The organism is Pseudomonas sp. Lb2C2 (genome assembly GCF_052112205.1).
GTDB lineage: Bacteria > Pseudomonadota > Gammaproteobacteria > Pseudomonadales > Pseudomonadaceae > Aquipseudomonas > Aquipseudomonas kilonensis.
In genome coordinates, this window is record NZ_JAUTYW010000010.1 from 182,962 (window position 1) to 200,898 (window position 17,937).

Annotated in this window: 17 protein-coding genes; 4 read left to right on the forward strand and 13 right to left on the reverse strand. The window is 62.5% G+C overall.

The genetic code is table 11. The annotated features are described in order from the left end of the window. Positions 1-282 precede the first annotated feature (282 nt). Positions 283-1,215, forward strand: coding sequence for a S66 peptidase family protein (locus Q7F16_RS26885; protein WP_409557462.1), 933 nt, complete (start codon positions 283-285; stop codon positions 1,213-1,215). A gap of 113 nt (positions 1,216-1,328) precedes the next feature. Here the strand turns inward: Q7F16_RS26885 and Q7F16_RS26890 are convergent, their stop codons facing one another. The 5 genes from Q7F16_RS26890 to leuS all read right to left on the reverse strand — a co-directional run bounded on the left by Q7F16_RS26890 (position 1,329) and on the right by leuS (position 7,499). Further along, entirely contained in the window at positions 1,329-2,651 is a 1,323-nt protein-coding gene (locus Q7F16_RS26890) for a lytic murein transglycosylase (RefSeq protein ID WP_014340369.1), read from the reverse strand. A 72-nt stretch (positions 2,652-2,723) separates the two neighbouring features. After that, entirely contained in the window at positions 2,724-2,888 is a 165-nt protein-coding gene (gene arfA / locus Q7F16_RS26895; protein WP_003205882.1) for an alternative ribosome rescue factor ArfA, read from the reverse strand. Positions 2,889-3,119: 231 nt separating this feature from the next. Beyond that, the gene (gene holA, locus Q7F16_RS26900; RefSeq protein WP_003205880.1) at positions 3,120-4,157 is read right to left on the reverse strand and encodes a DNA polymerase III subunit delta; all 1,038 of its coding nucleotides are present in this window, start codon (positions 4,155-4,157) and stop codon (positions 3,120-3,122) included. Positions 4,158-4,196: 39 nt separating this feature from the next. Then, positions 4,197-4,802, reverse strand: a complete 606-nt coding sequence (locus Q7F16_RS26905; protein ID WP_409557233.1) for an LPS-assembly lipoprotein LptE — start codon at positions 4,800-4,802, stop codon at positions 4,197-4,199. Positions 4,803-4,892: 90 nt separating this feature from the next. After that, complete coding sequence (gene leuS / locus Q7F16_RS26910) at positions 4,893-7,499, reverse strand: leucine--tRNA ligase (RefSeq protein ID WP_079302727.1); 2,607 nt, start codon at positions 7,497-7,499, stop codon at positions 4,893-4,895. A gap of 292 nt (positions 7,500-7,791) precedes the next feature. Between leuS and Q7F16_RS26915 the strand changes: the two genes are divergently transcribed. Together Q7F16_RS26915 and Q7F16_RS26920 are read left to right on the forward strand one after the other, a co-directional pair. After that, on the forward strand, positions 7,792-8,112 hold the full coding sequence (locus Q7F16_RS26915) for a hypothetical protein (RefSeq protein WP_014340365.1): 321 nt from the start codon (positions 7,792-7,794) through the stop codon (positions 8,110-8,112). A gap of 103 nt (positions 8,113-8,215) precedes the next feature. Further along, positions 8,216-8,977: a YdcF family protein gene (locus tag Q7F16_RS26920; RefSeq protein ID WP_409557234.1), complete on the forward strand. Its 762-nt coding sequence runs from the start codon at positions 8,216-8,218 to the stop codon at positions 8,975-8,977. 142 nt (positions 8,978-9,119) lie between these two features. Here the strand turns inward: Q7F16_RS26920 and lnt are convergent, their stop codons facing one another. From lnt to miaB, 5 genes are all read right to left on the reverse strand, one after another. Beyond that, positions 9,120-10,643 carry an apolipoprotein N-acyltransferase gene (gene lnt, locus Q7F16_RS26925; protein ID WP_409557235.1) on the reverse strand — a complete coding sequence of 508 codons (1,524 nt, stop codon included), beginning with the start codon at positions 10,641-10,643 and terminating at the stop codon, positions 9,120-9,122. Between the two features lie 27 nt (positions 10,644-10,670). Beyond that, positions 10,671-11,510: an HlyC/CorC family transporter gene (locus Q7F16_RS26930; protein ID WP_003205870.1), complete on the reverse strand. Its 840-nt coding sequence runs from the start codon at positions 11,508-11,510 to the stop codon at positions 10,671-10,673. Positions 11,511-11,550: 40 nt separating this feature from the next. Continuing rightward, positions 11,551-12,009, reverse strand: a complete 459-nt coding sequence (gene ybeY, locus Q7F16_RS26935) for an rRNA maturation RNase YbeY (RefSeq protein WP_046065210.1) — start codon at positions 12,007-12,009, stop codon at positions 11,551-11,553. Further along, the gene (locus tag Q7F16_RS26940) at positions 12,002-13,012 is read right to left on the reverse strand and encodes a PhoH family protein (protein ID WP_079302723.1); all 1,011 of its coding nucleotides are present in this window, start codon (positions 13,010-13,012) and stop codon (positions 12,002-12,004) included. The genes ybeY and Q7F16_RS26940 overlap by 8 nt, the downstream gene beginning before the upstream one ends. 238 nt (positions 13,013-13,250) lie before the next feature. Beyond that, the gene (miaB, locus tag Q7F16_RS26945) at positions 13,251-14,579 is read right to left on the reverse strand and encodes a tRNA (N6-isopentenyl adenosine(37)-C2)-methylthiotransferase MiaB (RefSeq protein WP_003205865.1); all 1,329 of its coding nucleotides are present in this window, start codon (positions 14,577-14,579) and stop codon (positions 13,251-13,253) included. Between the two features lie 133 nt (positions 14,580-14,712). Here miaB and Q7F16_RS26950 point away from each other — a divergent pair, with 133 nt between their 5' ends. Beyond that, complete coding sequence (locus Q7F16_RS26950; RefSeq protein ID WP_003185742.1) at positions 14,713-15,042, forward strand: DUF1820 family protein; 330 nt, start codon at positions 14,713-14,715, stop codon at positions 15,040-15,042. Between the two features lie 176 nt (positions 15,043-15,218). On the opposite strand, the gene Q7F16_RS26955 is transcribed toward Q7F16_RS26950, so the two are convergent. The 3 genes from Q7F16_RS26955 to thiE form a co-directional block, all read right to left on the reverse strand. Beyond that, on the reverse strand, positions 15,219-15,773 hold the full coding sequence (locus Q7F16_RS26955) for a tetratricopeptide repeat protein (RefSeq protein WP_014340359.1): 555 nt from the start codon (positions 15,771-15,773) through the stop codon (positions 15,219-15,221). 218 nt (positions 15,774-15,991) lie between these two features. Next, entirely contained in the window at positions 15,992-17,275 is a 1,284-nt protein-coding gene (gene hemL, locus Q7F16_RS26960) for a glutamate-1-semialdehyde 2,1-aminomutase (protein WP_046065209.1), read from the reverse strand. 29 nt (positions 17,276-17,304) lie between these two features. Next, complete coding sequence (thiE, locus tag Q7F16_RS26965) at positions 17,305-17,931, reverse strand: thiamine phosphate synthase (RefSeq protein WP_014340357.1); 627 nt, start codon at positions 17,929-17,931, stop codon at positions 17,305-17,307. Positions 17,932-17,937: the final 6 nt, after the last annotated feature.

Here is a 17,937-nt window from a genome sequence, read left to right on the forward strand (position 1 = left end):
TAAACCACGCTGGCCGAACGCAGGCATTGCGCAGTGGGCATCCCGGCATGGATGCCGGGATAGCCGCGCTGGGCCATGGATGGCCCTTCGCGGCGGGCCCACGGAGCAATGCCGGAGTGAGGGCACACCGAGCCTAGGCGAGGTGCCGAGTGGTGGGGCAAGAGCGTTTTGGTTACTTTTGTGCTCTTCCAAAAGTGACCCGCTGTAAGAGCGGAACCGCCAGCCGCCGTTACAAAAAAAACGGATATATACACAAAGCACGCCGAACAAACCGGGAACCCCATGGCCCTAACCCCACACCACCCCGTCCCAGCACTCCCAAAAGAAGGCCTGATCGGAGTAATCGCCCCCGCCGGCCCCGCCCCCCTGGACACGGAAAAAGCCATCCAATGGATGCGCGCAAGGGGCCATGAGCTGCGAATATTCCCCGGCGTCTACGAAAAGGACAACTACCTGGCCGGCAGCGACGAGACAAGGCTCAACGACCTGCACGCCGCCTTCGCCGACCCAGAAGTCAAAGCCATCATCTGCCTACGCGGCGGCTACGGCACCCCGCGTCTACTCGATCGTATCGATTTCGAGCTCTTAAAGCGCAACCCCAAACCATTCGTAGGCTACAGCGACATCACCGCCCTGCACCTGGCCATCAGCCGTTACGCCGGCTTCGTGACCTTCCACGGCCCGCTGCTCAACGCCGATCTGCTGGGCGACAAGGAACCCCCAACCGTCACCTCGTTTTTCAGCCTGCTGCGTGGACAGATGAAGGCTGGCAGCGCGCTGAACCACCCCGCCGCCTACCCATTGACCACCGTCGAGCCGGGCATCGCCCACGGACGTCTGCTGGGCGGCAACCTGTCGATGATTGCCGCGACCATGGGCACGCCTTATCAGATCGATGCCGAAGGGGTGATCCTGTTCATCGAAGACATCAACGAGCCGCTGTACCGCATCGACCGACTGCTGACGCAGCTACGGTTGGCCGGCACGTTGCACCAGCTACGGGGCGTGTTGGTGGGAGATGTGGCCGGGGTCGACGTCGAGGCGTTGAACCGATTGCTCAAGCAGACCTTCGAACCATTGCGCATCCCGGTGTTGTCCGGCTGGCGCAGCGGGCACTGCGATCCGAACCTGACCTTGCCCATGGGCGCATTGGTGACGCTGGATGCGGGGGAGAAGAGGTTGGTGCTGGAGCAGGATGTGGTGGTCAGCCGCTAGTCATGTAGCGTCTGTCACTCAGTCATCGCGAGCGAGCTCGCTCCCACAGGTTGATCGGGGATACCTGTGGGAGCGAGCTCGCTCGCGATAGCGGTAGCCGCCATACGGCTGACTCAGCGGCTACGCAACGCCTCCAGCAACTGCTGCGTCGGATACCCATCCGCCGGCCAGCCGAATGACTGCTGGGCACTGCGGATGGCTTTGCGGGTGTTGGCGCCGATGATGCCATCGGGGTTGCCCGCGTCGTAGTTGTGTTTGCCCAGCAGGGTCTGCAGTTCGATGCGTTCGCTGCGGCTCAGGGGCAGGTCCTCTTTTGGCCACTGGCTGTAGACCAGCCCGGCACCGGTAAAGCGCTTGGACAGCAGCCCGACCGCCAAGGCATAGGACGACGAGTTGTTGTACTTGAGGATGGCGCGGAAGTTATCGAAGATCAGGAACGCCGGGCCGCGATGGCCGGCCGGCAGGAGCAGGGACGCCGATAGCTGCTTGTCATCGGCGGCGATCGGCAAGCCGCCATATTCTGAAACACCCAGCCGCATCCATTCGGAGACGGGCTTGCGGATCGTGCCATCGGCCAGCGTGTAGTCGAAGCCCTGGTTGAGCGAGACCTCGACCCCCCACGGCTGGCCGCGTTGCCAGCCGGAGCTTTGCAGGTAGTGCGCGGTCGAGGCCAGGGCGTCGGTGGCGCTGCCCCAGATGTCGCGGCGGCCGTCGCCGTCGAAATCCACCGCATGGGTGTTGTACGTGGTTGGAATGAACTGGGTCTGGCCCATGGCGCCGGCCCAGGAACCGAGCATTTTTTCCGGTGTGATATCGCCCTGTTGCAGGATCTGCAGCGCGGCGATCAGTTGCGCATGGGCAAAACCCGGGCGCCGTCCTTCGTAGGCCAGGGTCGCCAGGGAGTTGATCACCGACTTGCTGCCCTGGAACTGGCCGAAGTTGCTCTCCATGCCCCACACCGCCACCAGCGCCTCGCGATCGACGCCATAACGCTGTTCGATACTTTGCAGGACCTGGGCGTTCTGCTGGATCAGGCTCTTGCCTTTGTTGACCCGCAGTGGCGACAGCGCGCCATCGAGGTATTCCCACACGGGACGGGTGAATTCCGGCTGGCTGCGATCGGCCTTGATCACGCTCATGTCCGGGCTGACGCCGATGAACGCACGGTCGAACAGGTCGTCACGGATCCCGGCGGCCAGTGCCTCCTTGCGAAACCCGGCCTGCCATTGCGCGAAGGTCTGGGTGGGCGCAATGGCCAGGTCGTCACCGGTCGGCACCAAGGGCGGCACGATGGCCGGCGCGGTCACGACGGGGGCTGTCTGGAGCGGTTGGGCGTCGGCGGCAGTAGGTTTTTCGGCGCAGGCGACAAGCAGGACAACGCTTGCGGCAACAATCATTTGGCGCAGTGGCCAACGATGGGAAAGACAGAAGGGCATGCACGGGTCCAGAAATACAAATCAGGTGCTGACCTTAACATGCGAAAGGGGCGTAGGGCTTGTCCGGGTGTTTCAAGCGGCCAGAAAGCAAGAAGCCTCCCAGTTGTCAGACTGGAAGGCTTCGCGGCGGTAGCTGCCTTTGCCCTTGGCGGGTCGTTCCTGGCGGCTGCGGAACAGGGGCTGGGCGACGATGGACTTGGCCTTGTTGGGGCCATGCTTGGATGGCTTTTTGCTCATGATGGGTACTCTCGTAGGGTGGGTTTTGCGAGGCAAATCATGGGACAGCGTTGGGGCGTTGTCCAGTCCCTGCATTGCGTAGGAAATGTCATCTGAGGTGAAGCGCTTTTGTGGCGAGGGAGCTTGCTCCCGCTGGGCTGCGCAGCAGCCCCCCAAAAAACAGGGCCGCTACGCGCCCCAGCGGGAGCAAGCTCCCTCGCCACAAAAAGCTCTGCGGGCGGAAGAAATTGCTTATTCGGCAGGCAACGTCAACCGCTGCCCAGCCATCAACAGCGACAAGCGACTGAGGCTCATCCACGGCGAGCCAGCGGCCTGGCCCTTGATCTGCGCATCGATGCGCTGGGCCTCGAGTAGCAATTGCGCCCAGCGCGATGCGGAATAGCGTTGCAGGGCCTTGCTCATCAGCGGTTTGCGCTTGTCCCAGACGGGTGGACGGGCCTGGCTGAAGGCTTTGTCCAGCGGTACGCCCTGGCTGTATTGCAGGGACAGGTTGGCCAGCAGGCGCAATTCCCGGGCCAGGGCCCAGAGGATCACCGGCGGCTCGACGCCTTCGCCCCGCAGGCCTTCGAGCATGCGCAGGGCGTGGGCGGCCTCACCGTTGAGGATCGCATCGGTCAGCCCGAAGACATCGAAGCGCGCGCTGTCGGCCACGGCAGCCTGCACCGTTTCCACGGTGATCTGCCCGCCTTCGGCCATTAGTTTGAGCTTTTCGATTTCCTGGGCGGCGGCCAACAGGTTGCCTTCGACCCGGGCGGCAATCAGCTCCACGGCGTCCTGGCTGGCCGAGAGACCGGCCTGGGACAGGCGCTGGCGGATCCAGCTGGGCAACTGGCTGACATCCACCGGCCAGATCTGCACGAACTGGGTCTGCGGGCCTTCGACCAGGGCCTTGCCCCATTTGGTCTTTTGCGCACTGCCATCGAGTTTCGGCAAGCTGATGAGCAGCACGGTGTCCTCGGCGGGCCGTGAGCAATATTCGATCAGCGCAGCGGCGCCCTTGTCACCGGGTTTGCCCGACGGCAAGCGCAGCTCCAGCAGGCGTTTTTCGGCGAACAACGACATGCTCGCCCCGGCCTGCAGCAGCGTGCCCCAGTCGAAACTGGCGTCGGCGGCGAATACCTGGCGTTCGTCGAAGCCCTGCTGGCGTGCAGCAGAGCGGATGGCGTCGGCGGCTTCCTGGCACAACAGCGGGTCATCGCCACTGATGATGTAGACCGGCGCGAGAGCGCCTTGCAGGTGTTTGCCGAGTTGAGCGGGGGCCAGTTTCATAGGAGAGGGCGTGCGGGGCGCCGAAGCGCCCCGCAAGGCTTATTCAGCCGGGATCTGCATCGGCGACTGCTGCGGAGTTTCCGCTTCAGCCTTGCGTGCCGCTTCCAGCGCTTCGGCTTCGGCTTTGGCCTTGGCGTCGGCGGTCTGTTGCAGCTGGTCCAGTTGGGCCGGGCTCAACTGTTGCAGGCGCAGCATCATGCGCTGTACGAGGTCACGACGCATTTCGTCGCTCACTTCGCTCGACTCCTGGTCGGAGCCGGTGATGTTGTTGCCATCGTGCAGGTAGACCTTCTGCACCTGCAGCTTGTCGTCCAGCAGTACCAGGTTGTTCTGGCCACGGATCTCATAGCTCAGTACGTTGTTGAGTTCGTACTCGGCGGAACGACCGGCGCCGGCATAGCTCAAGCTGCGCTGGCTTTGCTGTTCACGGGTCAATACCAGCTTGTACGGGGCTCCGCTGTAGACTTTCACACCGCTGTTTTCCAGGGTGTCGCGCAGCAGTTTCACGGTGTCGCCATAGGCGTCCCGTGCGCTGAGGTCCAGCTCCGTGATGGCCAGTTCGGTGGTGCCGGTGCCGCGCAGTTGGAAGCCGCAGGCGCTCAACAGGATCGCCAGGCCCACTACCAGCAGATTACGTTTGATCATCTTGTTGCTCCCCTTGAACCCTATGGGGGTCGACCATGCGACCCCGCAGGTTGTATTCGGCGCCAGGCTCAAGCCTTGCGCCCGATCCAATTAGCTTGCGACGATGTTGACCAGCTTGCCGGGCACGACGATCACTTTGCGAATCGTCAGGCCATCGACGAAGCGCAGCACGTTTTCGTTGGCCCGCGCAGCGGCTTCGACTTCTTCGCGCGTGGCGGCGGCCGGCATTTCGATCTGGCCGCGCAGCTTGCCGTTGACCTGGATGACCAGGGTCAGGCTGTCCTGCACCAGCGCGGTTTCGTCCACCACCGGCCAGCGAGCGTCAATCACCGGGTCGGCGTGACCCAATTGCTTCCACAGTTCGTGGCTGATGTGCGGCGTGATTGGCGCCAGCAACAGCGTCACGGCTTCCAGGCCTTCGTGAACCAGTGCGCGATCCTGTTCTGTACCTTGCGCGGCTTTTTCCAGCACGTTCATCAGCGTCATCACCTGGGCGATGGCGGTATTGAATTTGTGGTTCTGGCCGACGTCATGGCTGGCCTGCTTGATGGCCAGGTGGATCGAGCGACGAATGGCTTTCTGCTCGTCGTTCAGGCTGGCGACGCTCAGTTTGCCTGGCAGGCCCTGGCTGACGTGGGCTTGCGCCAGGCGCCAGACGCGCTTGAGGAAACGGTGCGAGCCTTCGACGCCCGAATCGGACCACTCGGCGCTCATGTCAGGTGGCGAGGCGAACATCATGAACAGGCGGCAGGTGTCTGCGCCGAACTGGTCGATCATCGACTGTGGGTCGACGCCGTTGTTCTTCGACTTGGCCATTTTCTCGGTGCCGCCGATTTCCACCGGCAGGCCGTCGGCGATCAGCTTGGCGCTGATGACCTTGGCCTTGCTGTCGCGTTCGAGTTCGACGTCGCTCGGGTTGAACCAGGTGTAGGCACCGTTGGCTTCGCGACGATAGTAAGTCTCGGCGATCACCATGCCTTGGGTCAGCAGGTTCTTGAACGGCTCGTTGGAGCTCACCAGGCCTTCGTCACGCATCAGCTTGTGGAAGAAGCGCGCATAGAGCAGGTGAAGAATGGCGTGTTCGATGCCGCCGATGTACTGGTCCACTGGCAGCCAGTGGTCGGCCGCGGATTTTTCCACCAGGCCGCCCTGGTAGTGCGGCGAGGCGTAGCGCGCGTAGTACCAGGACGACTCGACGAAGGTGTCCATGGTGTCGGTTTCACGCTTGGCCGGTGCGCCGCATTTCGGGCAGCTGCACTCGTAGAACTCGGGCATGCGCGCCAGGGGCGAACCGGCGCCATCGGGTACGACGTCTTCCGGCAGGACCACGGGCAGTTGATCTTCCGGCACCGGTACGTCACCGCAGGTGTCGCAATGCACGATCGGGATCGGGCAGCCCCAGTAGCGCTGGCGGCTGATGCCCCAGTCCCGCAGGCGGAACTGGGTGCGCGAGGCACCGAGGTTCTTCTTGATCAGGGCGACCTCGATGGCATCGAACGCGCCAGGGAAATCCAGGCCGTTGAACTCACCGGAGTTGATCAGCTCGCCATGTTCGCCATAGGCGTCCTGCCAAGGTTCCGGGGTCTGGTCGCCAGCGCTGGTACGCACCACGGCTTTGACCGGCAGGTTGTACTTGTGGGCGAATTCGAAATCGCGCTCGTCGTGGGCCGGCACCGCCATGACAGCGCCGTCGCCGTAGTGCATCAGCACGTAGTTGGCGACCCATACCGGCAGTTTCTCGCCGGTGAGCGGGTGCTCGACGAACAACGAAGTCGCCAGGCCTTTCTTCTCTTGAGTGGCGACATCGGCTTCGGCGACGCTGCCGCCCTTGCATTCGGCGATAAACGCCTGCAGCTCAGGATTGTTCTGTGCCGCCAGGGTGGCCAGCGGGTGCTCGGCGGCCACGGCCACATAGGTGGCGCCCATCAGCGTGTCCGGGCGGGTGGTGAAGACTTTCAGGGTGCCGGCTTCGCCAATGGAGGCGACGTCGTACGGGAACTGCACTTCCATGCCCCGGGACTTGCCGATCCAGTTGCGCTGCATGGTCTTGACCTGCTCGGGCCAGCCGGTCAACTCGTCGAGACTCTCCAGGAGTTCATCCGCGTAGGCGGTGATCTTGAAGTAGTACATCGGGATCTCGCGCTTTTCGATCAGCGCGCCGGAGCGCCAGCCGCGACCGTCGATCACTTGCTCGTTGGCCAGTACGGTCTGGTCCACCGGGTCCCAGTTCACGGTGCCGTTCTTGCGGTAGATCACGCCTTTTTCGAACAGGCGGGTGAACAGCCATTGTTCCCAGCGGTAGTAGTCGGGCTTGCAGGTGGTGACCTCGCGGGACCAGTCCACCGCCAGGCCCAGGCTGCGCAGCTGGGTCTTCATGTAGGCGATGTTTTCGTAGGTCCACTTGGCGGGGGCCACGTTGTTCTTCATCGCGGCGTTTTCCGCCGGCATGCCGAAGGCGTCCCAACCCATGGGTTGCAGGACGTTCTTGCCTTGCATGCGCTGGTAGCGGGAGATCACGTCGCCGATGGTGTAGTTGCGCACGTGCCCCATGTGTAGCTTGCCGCTGGGGTAAGGGAACATCGACAGGCAGTAGAAAGTCTCCTTGCCTGGCTGTTCGCTGACTTCAAAGGACTTTTGCTCGTCCCAGAACGACTGGGCGGCGGCTTCGATTTCACGGGGCTGGTAGTGTTCGTGCATGGCTACTTTTGTACTGAATGGGGTGGCCCAATCCTCTTCGTTGCCATGCTGGACGCAGACGACGCCGAATGCGGCGTTTTCGATGCCCAGCCAAGCTGGAAGTGGAGTTACAGGAAGCGCCGTAGCATACATGACCGCGCTCTGCCGAGGGAAACCCTGATTGCTGCCGAACTGTTGCCGAGCATCGGTGATGACCGGTGTTCAGGGCCGTTGGTCGCGGCGCCCTGCCGGTTTGCCCAGCGAAGCTAAGCTTCTCAATGGGGAGTGAGTCTTATCTTCAATGAGGTGAGGGATGGTTGAATCACAACGAAAAGTCGCTACACCTGAGTTGTACGAAAAACTGATCGATCGTCTCGGGGTGGCCCTGGACGCTGCAAGAACCGCCGGTCGCTTGCGTGATGAACGCCCGGCAGAGCTGGAACTGCGAGGCTTGAGCCCCGCGGAGTTCGAACTGGTCAAGGCTTACCTTGAACAGGCCGGACATCAACCCCCCACCAGTGGGGCCCAGGTACTCAAGCGTCTCGATGCGCCCCGTTCGGCCAAGGTTGTGTGGCTCAAGGACCGGACGCCTGATAAGGATGCTGTAAAGGTCCGGTCGCTGCAGTTCAAGTAAAGCCGGATTCACGCGTATCGCTTTTTTTGGTTCAAGGCTCTTTCGAATCTGTTGTCGCTTTGCGTCAACCCACTTAGGCTTCGGGCATCTATGGAGATGCCCGATGCCGTTTCGCTATTTCATCAAACAACTTTTATTGCCGCCCGGCATTCTTTTGCTGCTGTTGGCGCTTGCCTGGTGGTGGCGCCATTCACGGCCGCGTCTGGCCCGGCTGTGTTTCGCCGTGGGCCTGGGCGGTTTCTGGCTGATGAGTCTGCCGGTGGCGGTGCAGTGGAGCGCCAAGGCATTGGAACGTGAGCCGCCGCTGCTTCGTAGCGAATGGGCGACCCTGGCCCAGCGTGCCGACGCCATCGTGGTACTGGGTTCCGGTCGTGAGCGCGGTGACCCGGCCTGGGGCTCGGACCAGCCCACCGGTGTCGGCCTGGAGCGCCAGCGTTATGCAGCACGACTGGCCAAGGCTTCAGGCTTGCCTGTGTTGACAACCGGCGGCTTGCATTACGGCACCCCGCCCAGCGAGGCCAAGCTGATGGCCGACTCGATGCTGGAAGATTTCGACGTCACTGTGCGTTGGCAGGAGGGGCGTAGCCGCACCACCTGGGAAAACGCCCAGATGAGCGCCGAGATCCTGCTGCCGGAAGGCATCAAACGGGTCGTAGTGGTGACCCAGGCCTGGCACATGCCGCGGGCGGTCTGGAGTTTTGAGCGCTCGGGATTTGAAGTGGTGCCGGCGCCTGTCGGCTTCCTGGGCCAGGACAACGCCCGGCCACTGGGCGGCTGGATGCCGGAGTTCAAGGCGATCTGGCAGTCGGGGCAACTGATGAACGAGGCGGTGGGGCTGGTGGGTTATTGGTTGTTTTATCGCTGAATAATTGAAATGAACGCTATTGTGGCGAGGGAGCTTGCTCCCGCTGGGTCGCGAAGCGGCCCCAAAAAAAGGGCCTGCTGCGCAGGCCAGCGGGAGCAAGCTCCCTCGCCACAGGGTTTTTCATTCACATGGGGGGAACGAGTTAAACCGTCCTGGCCATCCGTCCCGCCATCAACGCCCAGCCCAGCAGCAACACGCACAAGATGATCAGCGGCCACGAGCGCCATTGCAGGTACGGCGTCAGGTCGTGCATCGGCACCACTTCGCCGTACAGAATGCCGCGCTCGAATTGCGGGATCTGTGCGGTGATCTGGCCGAAGGGGTTGATCAGGCCGGTCACGCCGTTGTTGGTGGCGCGGATCATCCAGCGGCCGGCTTCCAGGGCACGCATCTGGGCCATTTGCAGGTGTTGCAGCGGGCCGATCGAGGTGCCGAACCAGGTGTCGTTGCTGATGGTCAGCAACAGGTCGCTGCGCGCTGACAGGCTGGCGGCAAATTCCGGGTAGACCACTTCATAGCAGATGAACGGTGCGATCTGGTAACCCTTGGCTTGCAGCAACGGCTGGTCGGCCGGACCCCGGGCGAAGTCCGACATGGGCAGGTCGAAGAAGGCGATCAGGCCGCGCAGGATGTCCTGCAGCGGTACGTACTCGCCGAACGGCACGAGTTTTTGCTTCAAGTAAGTACCGTCACCTTCGCCGGTCACGGTGATGCCGTTGTAGTAACGCTTCTCTTGGCGCACCAGTTGGCGAATCGGCACGCCAGTGATCAGCGCCGACTGCCGCTCGGCGGCGAAGCTGCCCATCATGTCCAGGTAGCCCTGGGCAGACTCCTTGAGTACCGGCACCGCGGTTTCCGGCCAGATCAGCAGGTCGACGCGCTTGGACGCAAAGCTCATGTCGCGGTACAGCGCCAACTGCGCATTGAGCTGATCGGGGTCCCACTTCATGCTTTGTTCGATGTTGCCCTGGATCGCCGCGACGCTCAGCGGGTCGCCCGAAGGGCTGGTCCAGGCGTGGCCCTTGAGTGCCAGGCCGGCCCCCCACGGGCCGATCAACAGCACCACGCCCGCCGCAATGAAGCCTTTGCGTCCGGTGCGGATCAAGCGGGGCGCGTTGTACAGCAGCGCGGCGGTCAGGGCCAGGGTGAAGGAGATCAGCCACATCCCGCCCAGCGGCGCGAGGCCGGACAGCGGGCCGTCGAGTTGGCTGTAGCCGGAATACAGCCACGGGAAACCGGTGAGGAACCAGCCGCGAAACGCTTCCTGGCCCAACCACAGCGCGGCGAACGCCAGGGCATCGGCCAGCGGCGCCTCGTTGCGGCGCAACCAGCGCGCCCACAGCCAGGCGGGCAGGGCGAAGAACCAGGCGATGGCGGCGATGAACAGCAGCATCAACAACCCGGCGAGCAGCACCGAGGCGCCGCCGAAGTTATGGATGCTGACGTAGATCCAGCTGGTACCGGCGCCAAACAGGCCAAAACCGAAACACCAACCACGGCCCAGGGCCTGGCGCGGCGAGAGTTCGCGCAGCCCGGCATAGAACAAGCCGACCGCCAGCAATGCCAGCGGCCAGAGGTCGAACGGCGCCAGGGCCAGGGTGGTGATCGCGCCGGCCGCCATGGCCAGCAGGTTACCGGGCCAGCCGGGGCGGGTTATCCAGCGCATTTTTGTCCTTAGCGGGGCTCGCAGGGGTTATCGGCCAATGGGGGACAGGCGCAGCAAGTGAATCCGACGGCTGTCGGCATTCAGGATGCGGAAGCGCCAGGAGCCGATTTCCGTGGTTTCGTTGCGCTTGGGCAGGTGCCCGAAAGCACTCATCACCAGGCCGCCAACGGTGTCGAATTCATCGTCGGAGAATTGGCTGTCGAAGAATTCGTTGAAGTTCTCGATCGGCGTCAGGGCCTTGATCAGGAAATCGCCGCTGGGCAGGGGCTTGATGTAGCTGTCTTCCTCGACGTCGTGCTCGTCCTCGATGTCGCCGACGATCTGCTCGAGCACGTCTTCGATGGTGACCAGGCCGGCCACGCCGCCGTATTCGTCGATGACGATGGCCATGTGGTTGTGGTTGGCGCGGAATTCACGCAGCAGCACGTTCAGGCGCTTGGACTCGGGCACGAAGGTGGCCGGGCGCAAGAGGTCCTTGATGTTGAAGCTGTCGCCGTTTTCCTGAAGGATCAGCGGCAGCAGGTCCTTGGCCAGCAGCACGCCCATGACGTCGTCATGGCTCTCGCCGACGACCGGGTAGCGCGAGTGAGCGGAGTCGACCACGGCGGGCAAAAACTCGCGAGGGGTCTGGGTCGCCTTGATGCTGACCATCTGCGAGCGCGGGACCATGATGTCCCGGACTTGCAGGTCAGCGACCTGGATGGCGCCTTCGACGATGGCCAGCGCTTCGCTGTCCAGCAGTTTGTTCTGGTGTGCATCGCGCAGCAGCTCCAGCAGCTCCTGGCGGTTCTTCGGCTCATGGGCAAAAGCCTGGGTGAGCTTGCCCAGCCATGACTTCTGCCCGTTGCTCGATCGATCTTCGCTCATAGCGATTACTCTGAATCCTTTGTCGTTACAGGTTGATGTATCAGTGTTCGTCGCCGGCGTAGGGGTCGGGATGACCCAGCTCTGCAAGCAACGTTCGTTCCAGGGCTTCCATTTCTTCGGCTTCGTCATCTTCTATATGGTCGTAACCCAGTAGATGCAAGCAGCCGTGAATCACCAGATGGGCCCAGTGGGCCTCGGGGAGCTTGTCTTGTTCCGCCGCTTCACGCTCCACCACCGGGACGCAGATCACCAGGTCGCCCAGCAACGGGATGTCGAGCAGTTCGTCGGGAACATCGGCGGGGAACGACAGCACGTTGGTGGCGTAGTCTTTCTGCCGCCAGGTGTGGTTCAGTTCACGGCCTTCGGGTTCGTCCACCAGGCGGATCGTCAGCTCCGAGTCGGCGCTGCGCTGGCGCAGGGCCAGTTCGCACCATTGACGGAACTGGGCTTCGCTGGGGGCGGCGTGTTCGCAGGCCACTTGCAGGTCGAGTTCAAGCATTGTGGCGATGGCCTTTGCTTTCGGCCGCGTCTTCATCGGCGCGATTCTCGAAACGCTCGTAGGCTTCGACAATGCGCTGCACCAACGGATGGCGCACGACGTCCTTGGGCATGAAGTGCGTGAAGCTGATGCCCGGCACGTCCTTGAGGACCTGGATCACATGGTTCAGCCCGGACTTGGTGCCCTTGGGCAAGTCGACCTGGGTGATGTCCCCGGTGATGACTGCGGTGGAGCCGAAGCCGATCCGGGTCAGGAACATTTTCATCTGCTCGACCGTGGTGTTCTGGCTTTCGTCGAGGATGATGAAGCTGTTGTTCAGGGTCCGACCACGCATGTAGGCCAGCGGCGCGACCTCGATGACCTGGCGCTCGATCAGCTTGGCGACGTATTCGAAGCCGAGCATTTCATACAGCGCGTCATAGAGCGGGCGCAGGTACGGGTCGATCTTCTGGGCCAGGTCGCCGGGCAGGAAGCCGAGTTTTTCACCCGCTTCGACCGCCGGTCGCACCAGCAGGATGCGCCGCACCTGTTCACGTTCCAGCGCATCGACGGCGCAGGCCACGGCCAGGTAGGTCTTGCCGGTACCGGCCGGGCCGATGCCGAAGTTGATGTCGTTGCCCAGGATTTCCTTCACGTAGCGCTGCTGATTCAAGCCGCGAGGGCGAATCATGCCTTTTTTCGTGCGCAGGGCCACGGCAGGTTCCGACGGGGCAGGGTTGTCGAGTTCTTCGACAGCCGACTCCTGCAGGAACAGGTGGACCGTATCCGGCGACAGCTCGCTCCCCTTGGTTTCCCGGTAGAGACGGCGCAGCAGGTTTTCCGCGGAGGTGGTGTGCTTGGGTTCGCCGATCAGTTCGAACTGGTTTCCGCGGTTGCGGATCTCGATGGCCAGGCGCTGTTCGATCAAGCGCAGGTGCTCGTCGAATTGCCCGCACAGATTGGCGAAGCGGCGAGCCTCAAAGGGCTCGAGAATAAAGCGATGTGGTTCGATGGGTGCGTTCAAGGTCGTTTTTAGCCGCCCGGGGGCAATTAAGGTGAAATCAAGGATAACGCCAGTAGGCTGGGTGCGAAAGCTCTTAAACAGGCGAATCTGATCACAGGGCTTGGCACACCCACTGTGGGAGCAAGGCTTGCCCGCGATCAAGGCGCCGCGGTCTTCAGTGAGATTGCGGTGCTTCTATCGCGGGCAAGCCTTGCTCCCACAGGTCTTGCTTGCACAGACAATAGGGTTTTTGAGCAGGCTACTGGATCAGCGAACCGCGCAGGGAGTGCGGTTGCGCGGCGTCGATGTGCACGTCGGCGAACTGGCCGATCAGGGCCGGGGTGTCGCAGCGGAAGTTGACGATGCGGTTGTTTTCGGTCCGCCCTTGCAACTCGCCCGGGTCCTTTTTCGAGTAATCGGTCACCAGAATCCGCTGGACGGAGCCGACCATTTGTCGGCTGATCTCGAAACCTTGCTGGTTGAGGCGATGTTGCAAGGCGTTGAGCCGTTCTTTTTTCAGTTCTTCGGGCGTGTCGTCCGCCAGGTCGGCCGCCGGCGTGCCAGGGCGCTGGCTGTAGACGAACGAATAGGAGAAATCGAAACCCACGTCTTCGATCAGCTTCATGGTCTGCTGGAAGTCTTTCTCGGTTTCGCCAGGGAAGCCGACGATAAAGTCCGAGCTGATGCAGATCCCCGGCACTGCCGCGCGCAACTTGCGCAGCTTGGATTTGTACTCCAGCGCCGTGTGGTTGCGCTTCATGGCCGCCAGGATCCGGTCGGAGCCCGATTGCACCGGCAGGTGCAGGTGCTTGACCAGTTCGGGGACTTCGGCGTGGGCCTGGATCAGGCTGTCGGAGAACTCCAGCGGATGAGACGTGGTGTAGCGGATGCGGTCGATGCCATCCACTGCCGCCACGACGCGGATCAGTTCGGCGAGGTCCGCCAGGCGCCCGTCATGGGTCAGGCCACGATAGCCGTTGACGTTCTGCCCCAGCAGGGTCACTTCGCGTACGCCGTGTTCCGCCAGGTGGATGATTTCGGCGATCACGTCGTCGAACGGTCGGCTGACTTCTTCGCCGCGGGTGTAAGGGACCACGCAGAACGTGCAGTACTTGCTGCAACCTTCCATCACCGACACGTAGGCACTTGGGCCGTCGATGCGCGGTTCGGGCAGGTGGTCGAATTTTTCGATTTCCGGGAACGAGACGTCCACTTGCGGCAGCTTGGTGCTGCGCGCGGCGTCGATCATCTCCGGCAGGCGGTGCAAGGTCTGCGGGCCGAAGACCACGTCCACGTAGGGCGCGCGATCACGAATGGCCGCGCCTTCCTGGCTGGCCACGCAACCGCCCACGGCGATGACCATCTCCGGGTTGGCCAGCTTCAGTTCGCGCCAGCGGCCGAGCTGGGAATAGACCCGGTCCTGGGCGCGTTCGCGGATCGAGCAGGTGTTGAGCAGGATCACGTCCGCGTCTTCAGCGCGGGCGGTGACTTCCAGGGCCTGGTGTTCACCCAGCAGATCGACCATGCGCGAGCTGTCGTACTCGTTCATCTGGCAACCGTGGGTTTCGATGTAAAGCTTCTTGGCCATGGACGGGATCATCACGTGATTCAAAGAACCGCGCATTATAGAGAACAAGTCCCTGGGTTCCCACCGCTGTGCGAGCAGTGGCTATGCTATAGTTCGCGCCCTCATTTTTACCCGCCGATGTGTTTCGCCAGCCATGACCAAACGTGAAGCTCCAATCTACAAGGTGATTTTCCTCAACCAGGGCCAGGTGTTCGAAATGTACGCCAAGCAGATCTATCAAAGTGATCTGTGGGGTTTCCTGGAAGTGGAAGAATTCGTCTTTGGCGAGCGCACGCAAGTGGTCGTCGACCCGAGCGAGGAAAAGCTCAAGGCGCAGTTCGAAGGCGTGGTGCGCAGCTTCGTGCCGATGCATTCGATCGTGCGCATCGACGAAGTCGAACGCCTGGGCACCCCGAAAATCAGCGAAGCCCGCGGTGCGGTCGGCAATGTGATGCCGTTTCCGATGCCGATGCCTGAGAAGTAAACCTGTCTATAAGTTGAGCGCAGTCCTTTGTGGCGAGGGGATTTATCCCCGCTGGGGCGCGAAGCGGCCCTAAAACCTGACACCTCGGTATTAGAGATTGATTGAGTTGACTGCTTTGGGGCCGCTTCGCAGCCCAGCGGGGATAAATCCCCTCGCCACAAGGGGCAGCAGTGGATTCAGGGCAATGGCGAGAAGGGCGTACGCCCATCGGCGTTCTGCAATTCCATCAGGTATTTGCGAAAGATCTGGCCCAGCACCTGGGTCGCCACTTCCAGCTCGTCGCGGGGCATTTGCTCGGCGACTTCGTCGGCGGTGTCCAGGGCTTCTTCGGCGCCATTGACCGCGGCCATCTTCAGGACGATGTAGGCCTGGACGTTGTTGGCTGGTACGCCTTCGCCATGGAAGAACATGCCACCGAGCTTGAATTGCGCCTGGGCATGGCCTTGCAGAGAGGCTTTTTCGAAGTAGTTGAGGGCCAGCTTGAGGTCGCGCGGCGCAGCCTTGCCTTCGTAGTAGAACTCGCCCAACTCGTATTGCGCTTGTGCATCACCTGCGTCCGCCGCTTTTTGACAGGCGTCGAGTGCCGGTGCGAGATCTTGTGGCTGGGTATTGAGCGTGCAACGGCCCAGCGCCGGGATCAACAACGAGTTGCCGCCTGCCTGTGCATTCGCCAGCAGGGGCTGAAGGAGCAACAGGCAGCCCAAGGCAAGGGTGCGGCCGGTGCGGTTCATGGGAATCGACTTACCTCTGAGGGGCGCGCGGACCCTCCGGGGGATCCAATAAGCGCGCATTATGAAATAAGCAGGGCCATCCTTACAAAGTCTTTACCCGTTTTTTTGCTGCGAGGGAATGCCAATAGCTGCTTCGGGCATAAATACGTAGGAAAAGGGCGGGTAGGTTGTCGGCAATCACTGACGCCAGCTTCAGCCGGCGTCAGTTATCCACAGGCTTACTTCAGCGCAGCAAAGGCCCGTTCGGCCGCATCGAGGGTGATCTTTAGCTCGGTCTCGCCATGGGCGATGGACGTGAAGCCGGCTTCGAATGCGCTCGGCGCCAGGTACACGCCGCCGTCGAGCATCAGGTGGAAGAAGCGCTTGAAGCGGTCGGCGTCGCTGGCCATCACGTCTTCGAAGGTGACGATGTCATCGGCACCACTGAAATACAGGCCGAACATGCCGCCGGCCTGGGTGGTCACGAAAGGGATGCCCGCCGCGTCGGCACGAACCTGCAGGCCGTCGAGCAGGCGGGTGGTGTAGTCGGTCAGTTCGGCGTGAAAGCCCGGGCGGCTGATCAGGCGCAGGGTGGTCAGGCCGGCGGCCATGGCCAGTGGGTTGCCCGACAGCGTGCCGGCCTGGTAGACCGGGCCCAGCGGCGCGATGCATTCCATGATCTTGCGCTTGCCGCCGAAACAGCCCACCGGCATGCCGCCACCGATGATCTTGCCGAAGGTGCTCAGGTCCGGCGTGACGCCGTAATGGGCCTGGGCGCCACCGAGGGCCACGCGGAAACCGGTCATCACTTCGTCGAAAATCAACACCACGCCGTGCTGGTCGCACTGGCTGCGCAGGCCTTCGAGGAAACCCGGCGCCGGCGGTACGCAGTTCATGTTGCCGGCCACCGGCTCGACGATGATGCACGCCACTTCCTGGCCGACTTCGCCGAGCATCTTCTCGACGGCTTCGAGGTCGTTGAACGGCAGGGTCAGGGTGTGTTTGGCGAACGCTGCCGGTACGCCGGCCGAGCTCGGCACGCCCTGGGTCAGTGCGCCGGAACCGGCCTTGACCAGCAGGCTGTCGGAATGGCCGTGGTAGCAGCCTTCGAACTTGATGATGCTGTCGCGGCCGGTAAAACCCCGCGCCAGGCGAATCGCGCTCATGGTCGCTTCGGTGCCGGAGCTGACCATGCGCACCATCTCCATCGACGGCACGATCGAGCAGACCAGGTCGGCCATCTCGGTTTCCATCGCGGTCGGAGCGCCGTAGGACAGGCCGTGTACCAGTTGCTTGCGCACCGCATCCAGCACGTCCGGATGGCTGTGGCCGAGGATCATCGGACCCCAGGAACCGACGTAATCCACATAGCGCTTGTCGTCTTCATCGGTGACGTACGCGCCTTCGGCGTGCTTGAAGAACAGCGGGGTGCCGCCAACGCTCTTGAACGCACGAACAGGCGAGTTCACGCCGCCGGGGATGTGTTTCTGGGCATTGGCAAACAGGGTTTCGGAACGGGACATGGTTGGGCTCTCGAAGACGGAAAAATGGACTATTTGATCTGCAGCAGCTCATTGAAGGCGCGGGCGCGGCGCGTCACTTCAGTGGTGCTGTCGGCGCCGAACAAGCCGTGGACCACCGCCAGCAGGTCGACCCCATGGGCCACCAGCGGGGCGGCGTTGTCCAGGGTGATGCCGCCGATGGCGCACACCGGGATATGCAGTTTGAGGTGTGCCTGTTCGAGCAGTTCAAGGTTTGCGCTGGGTGCGCCGGGCTTGGTGTTGGAATTGAAGAAGCGCCCGAACGCGACATAAGTGGCACCTTCGCTGGCGGCTTGTTCGGCCAGCGCCAGGCTGGCGTGGCAGGTGGCGCCGACGATCGCCTTGTGCCCGAGCAGTGCCCGCACTGGCGCCAACGGGCCATCGGTCTGGCCCAGGTGCACACCAACGCCCAGGCGTGCGGCCAGTTCGGCGTCGTCGTTGATGATCAGCTGGGTCTTGTAGCGCTCGCACAGGTTGCGCAGGGCTTCGGCTTCCCGCAGGCGGCGGGCCTCGTCGCTGCTTTTGTCGCGGTATTGCAGCAGGGTGACGCCACCTTCCAGGGCCGCTTCGACATAAGCGAGGAACTTGCCGGCCAGCAATTGGCTATCGGTGATGGCGTAAAGGCCACGTAATTTCATTCCACA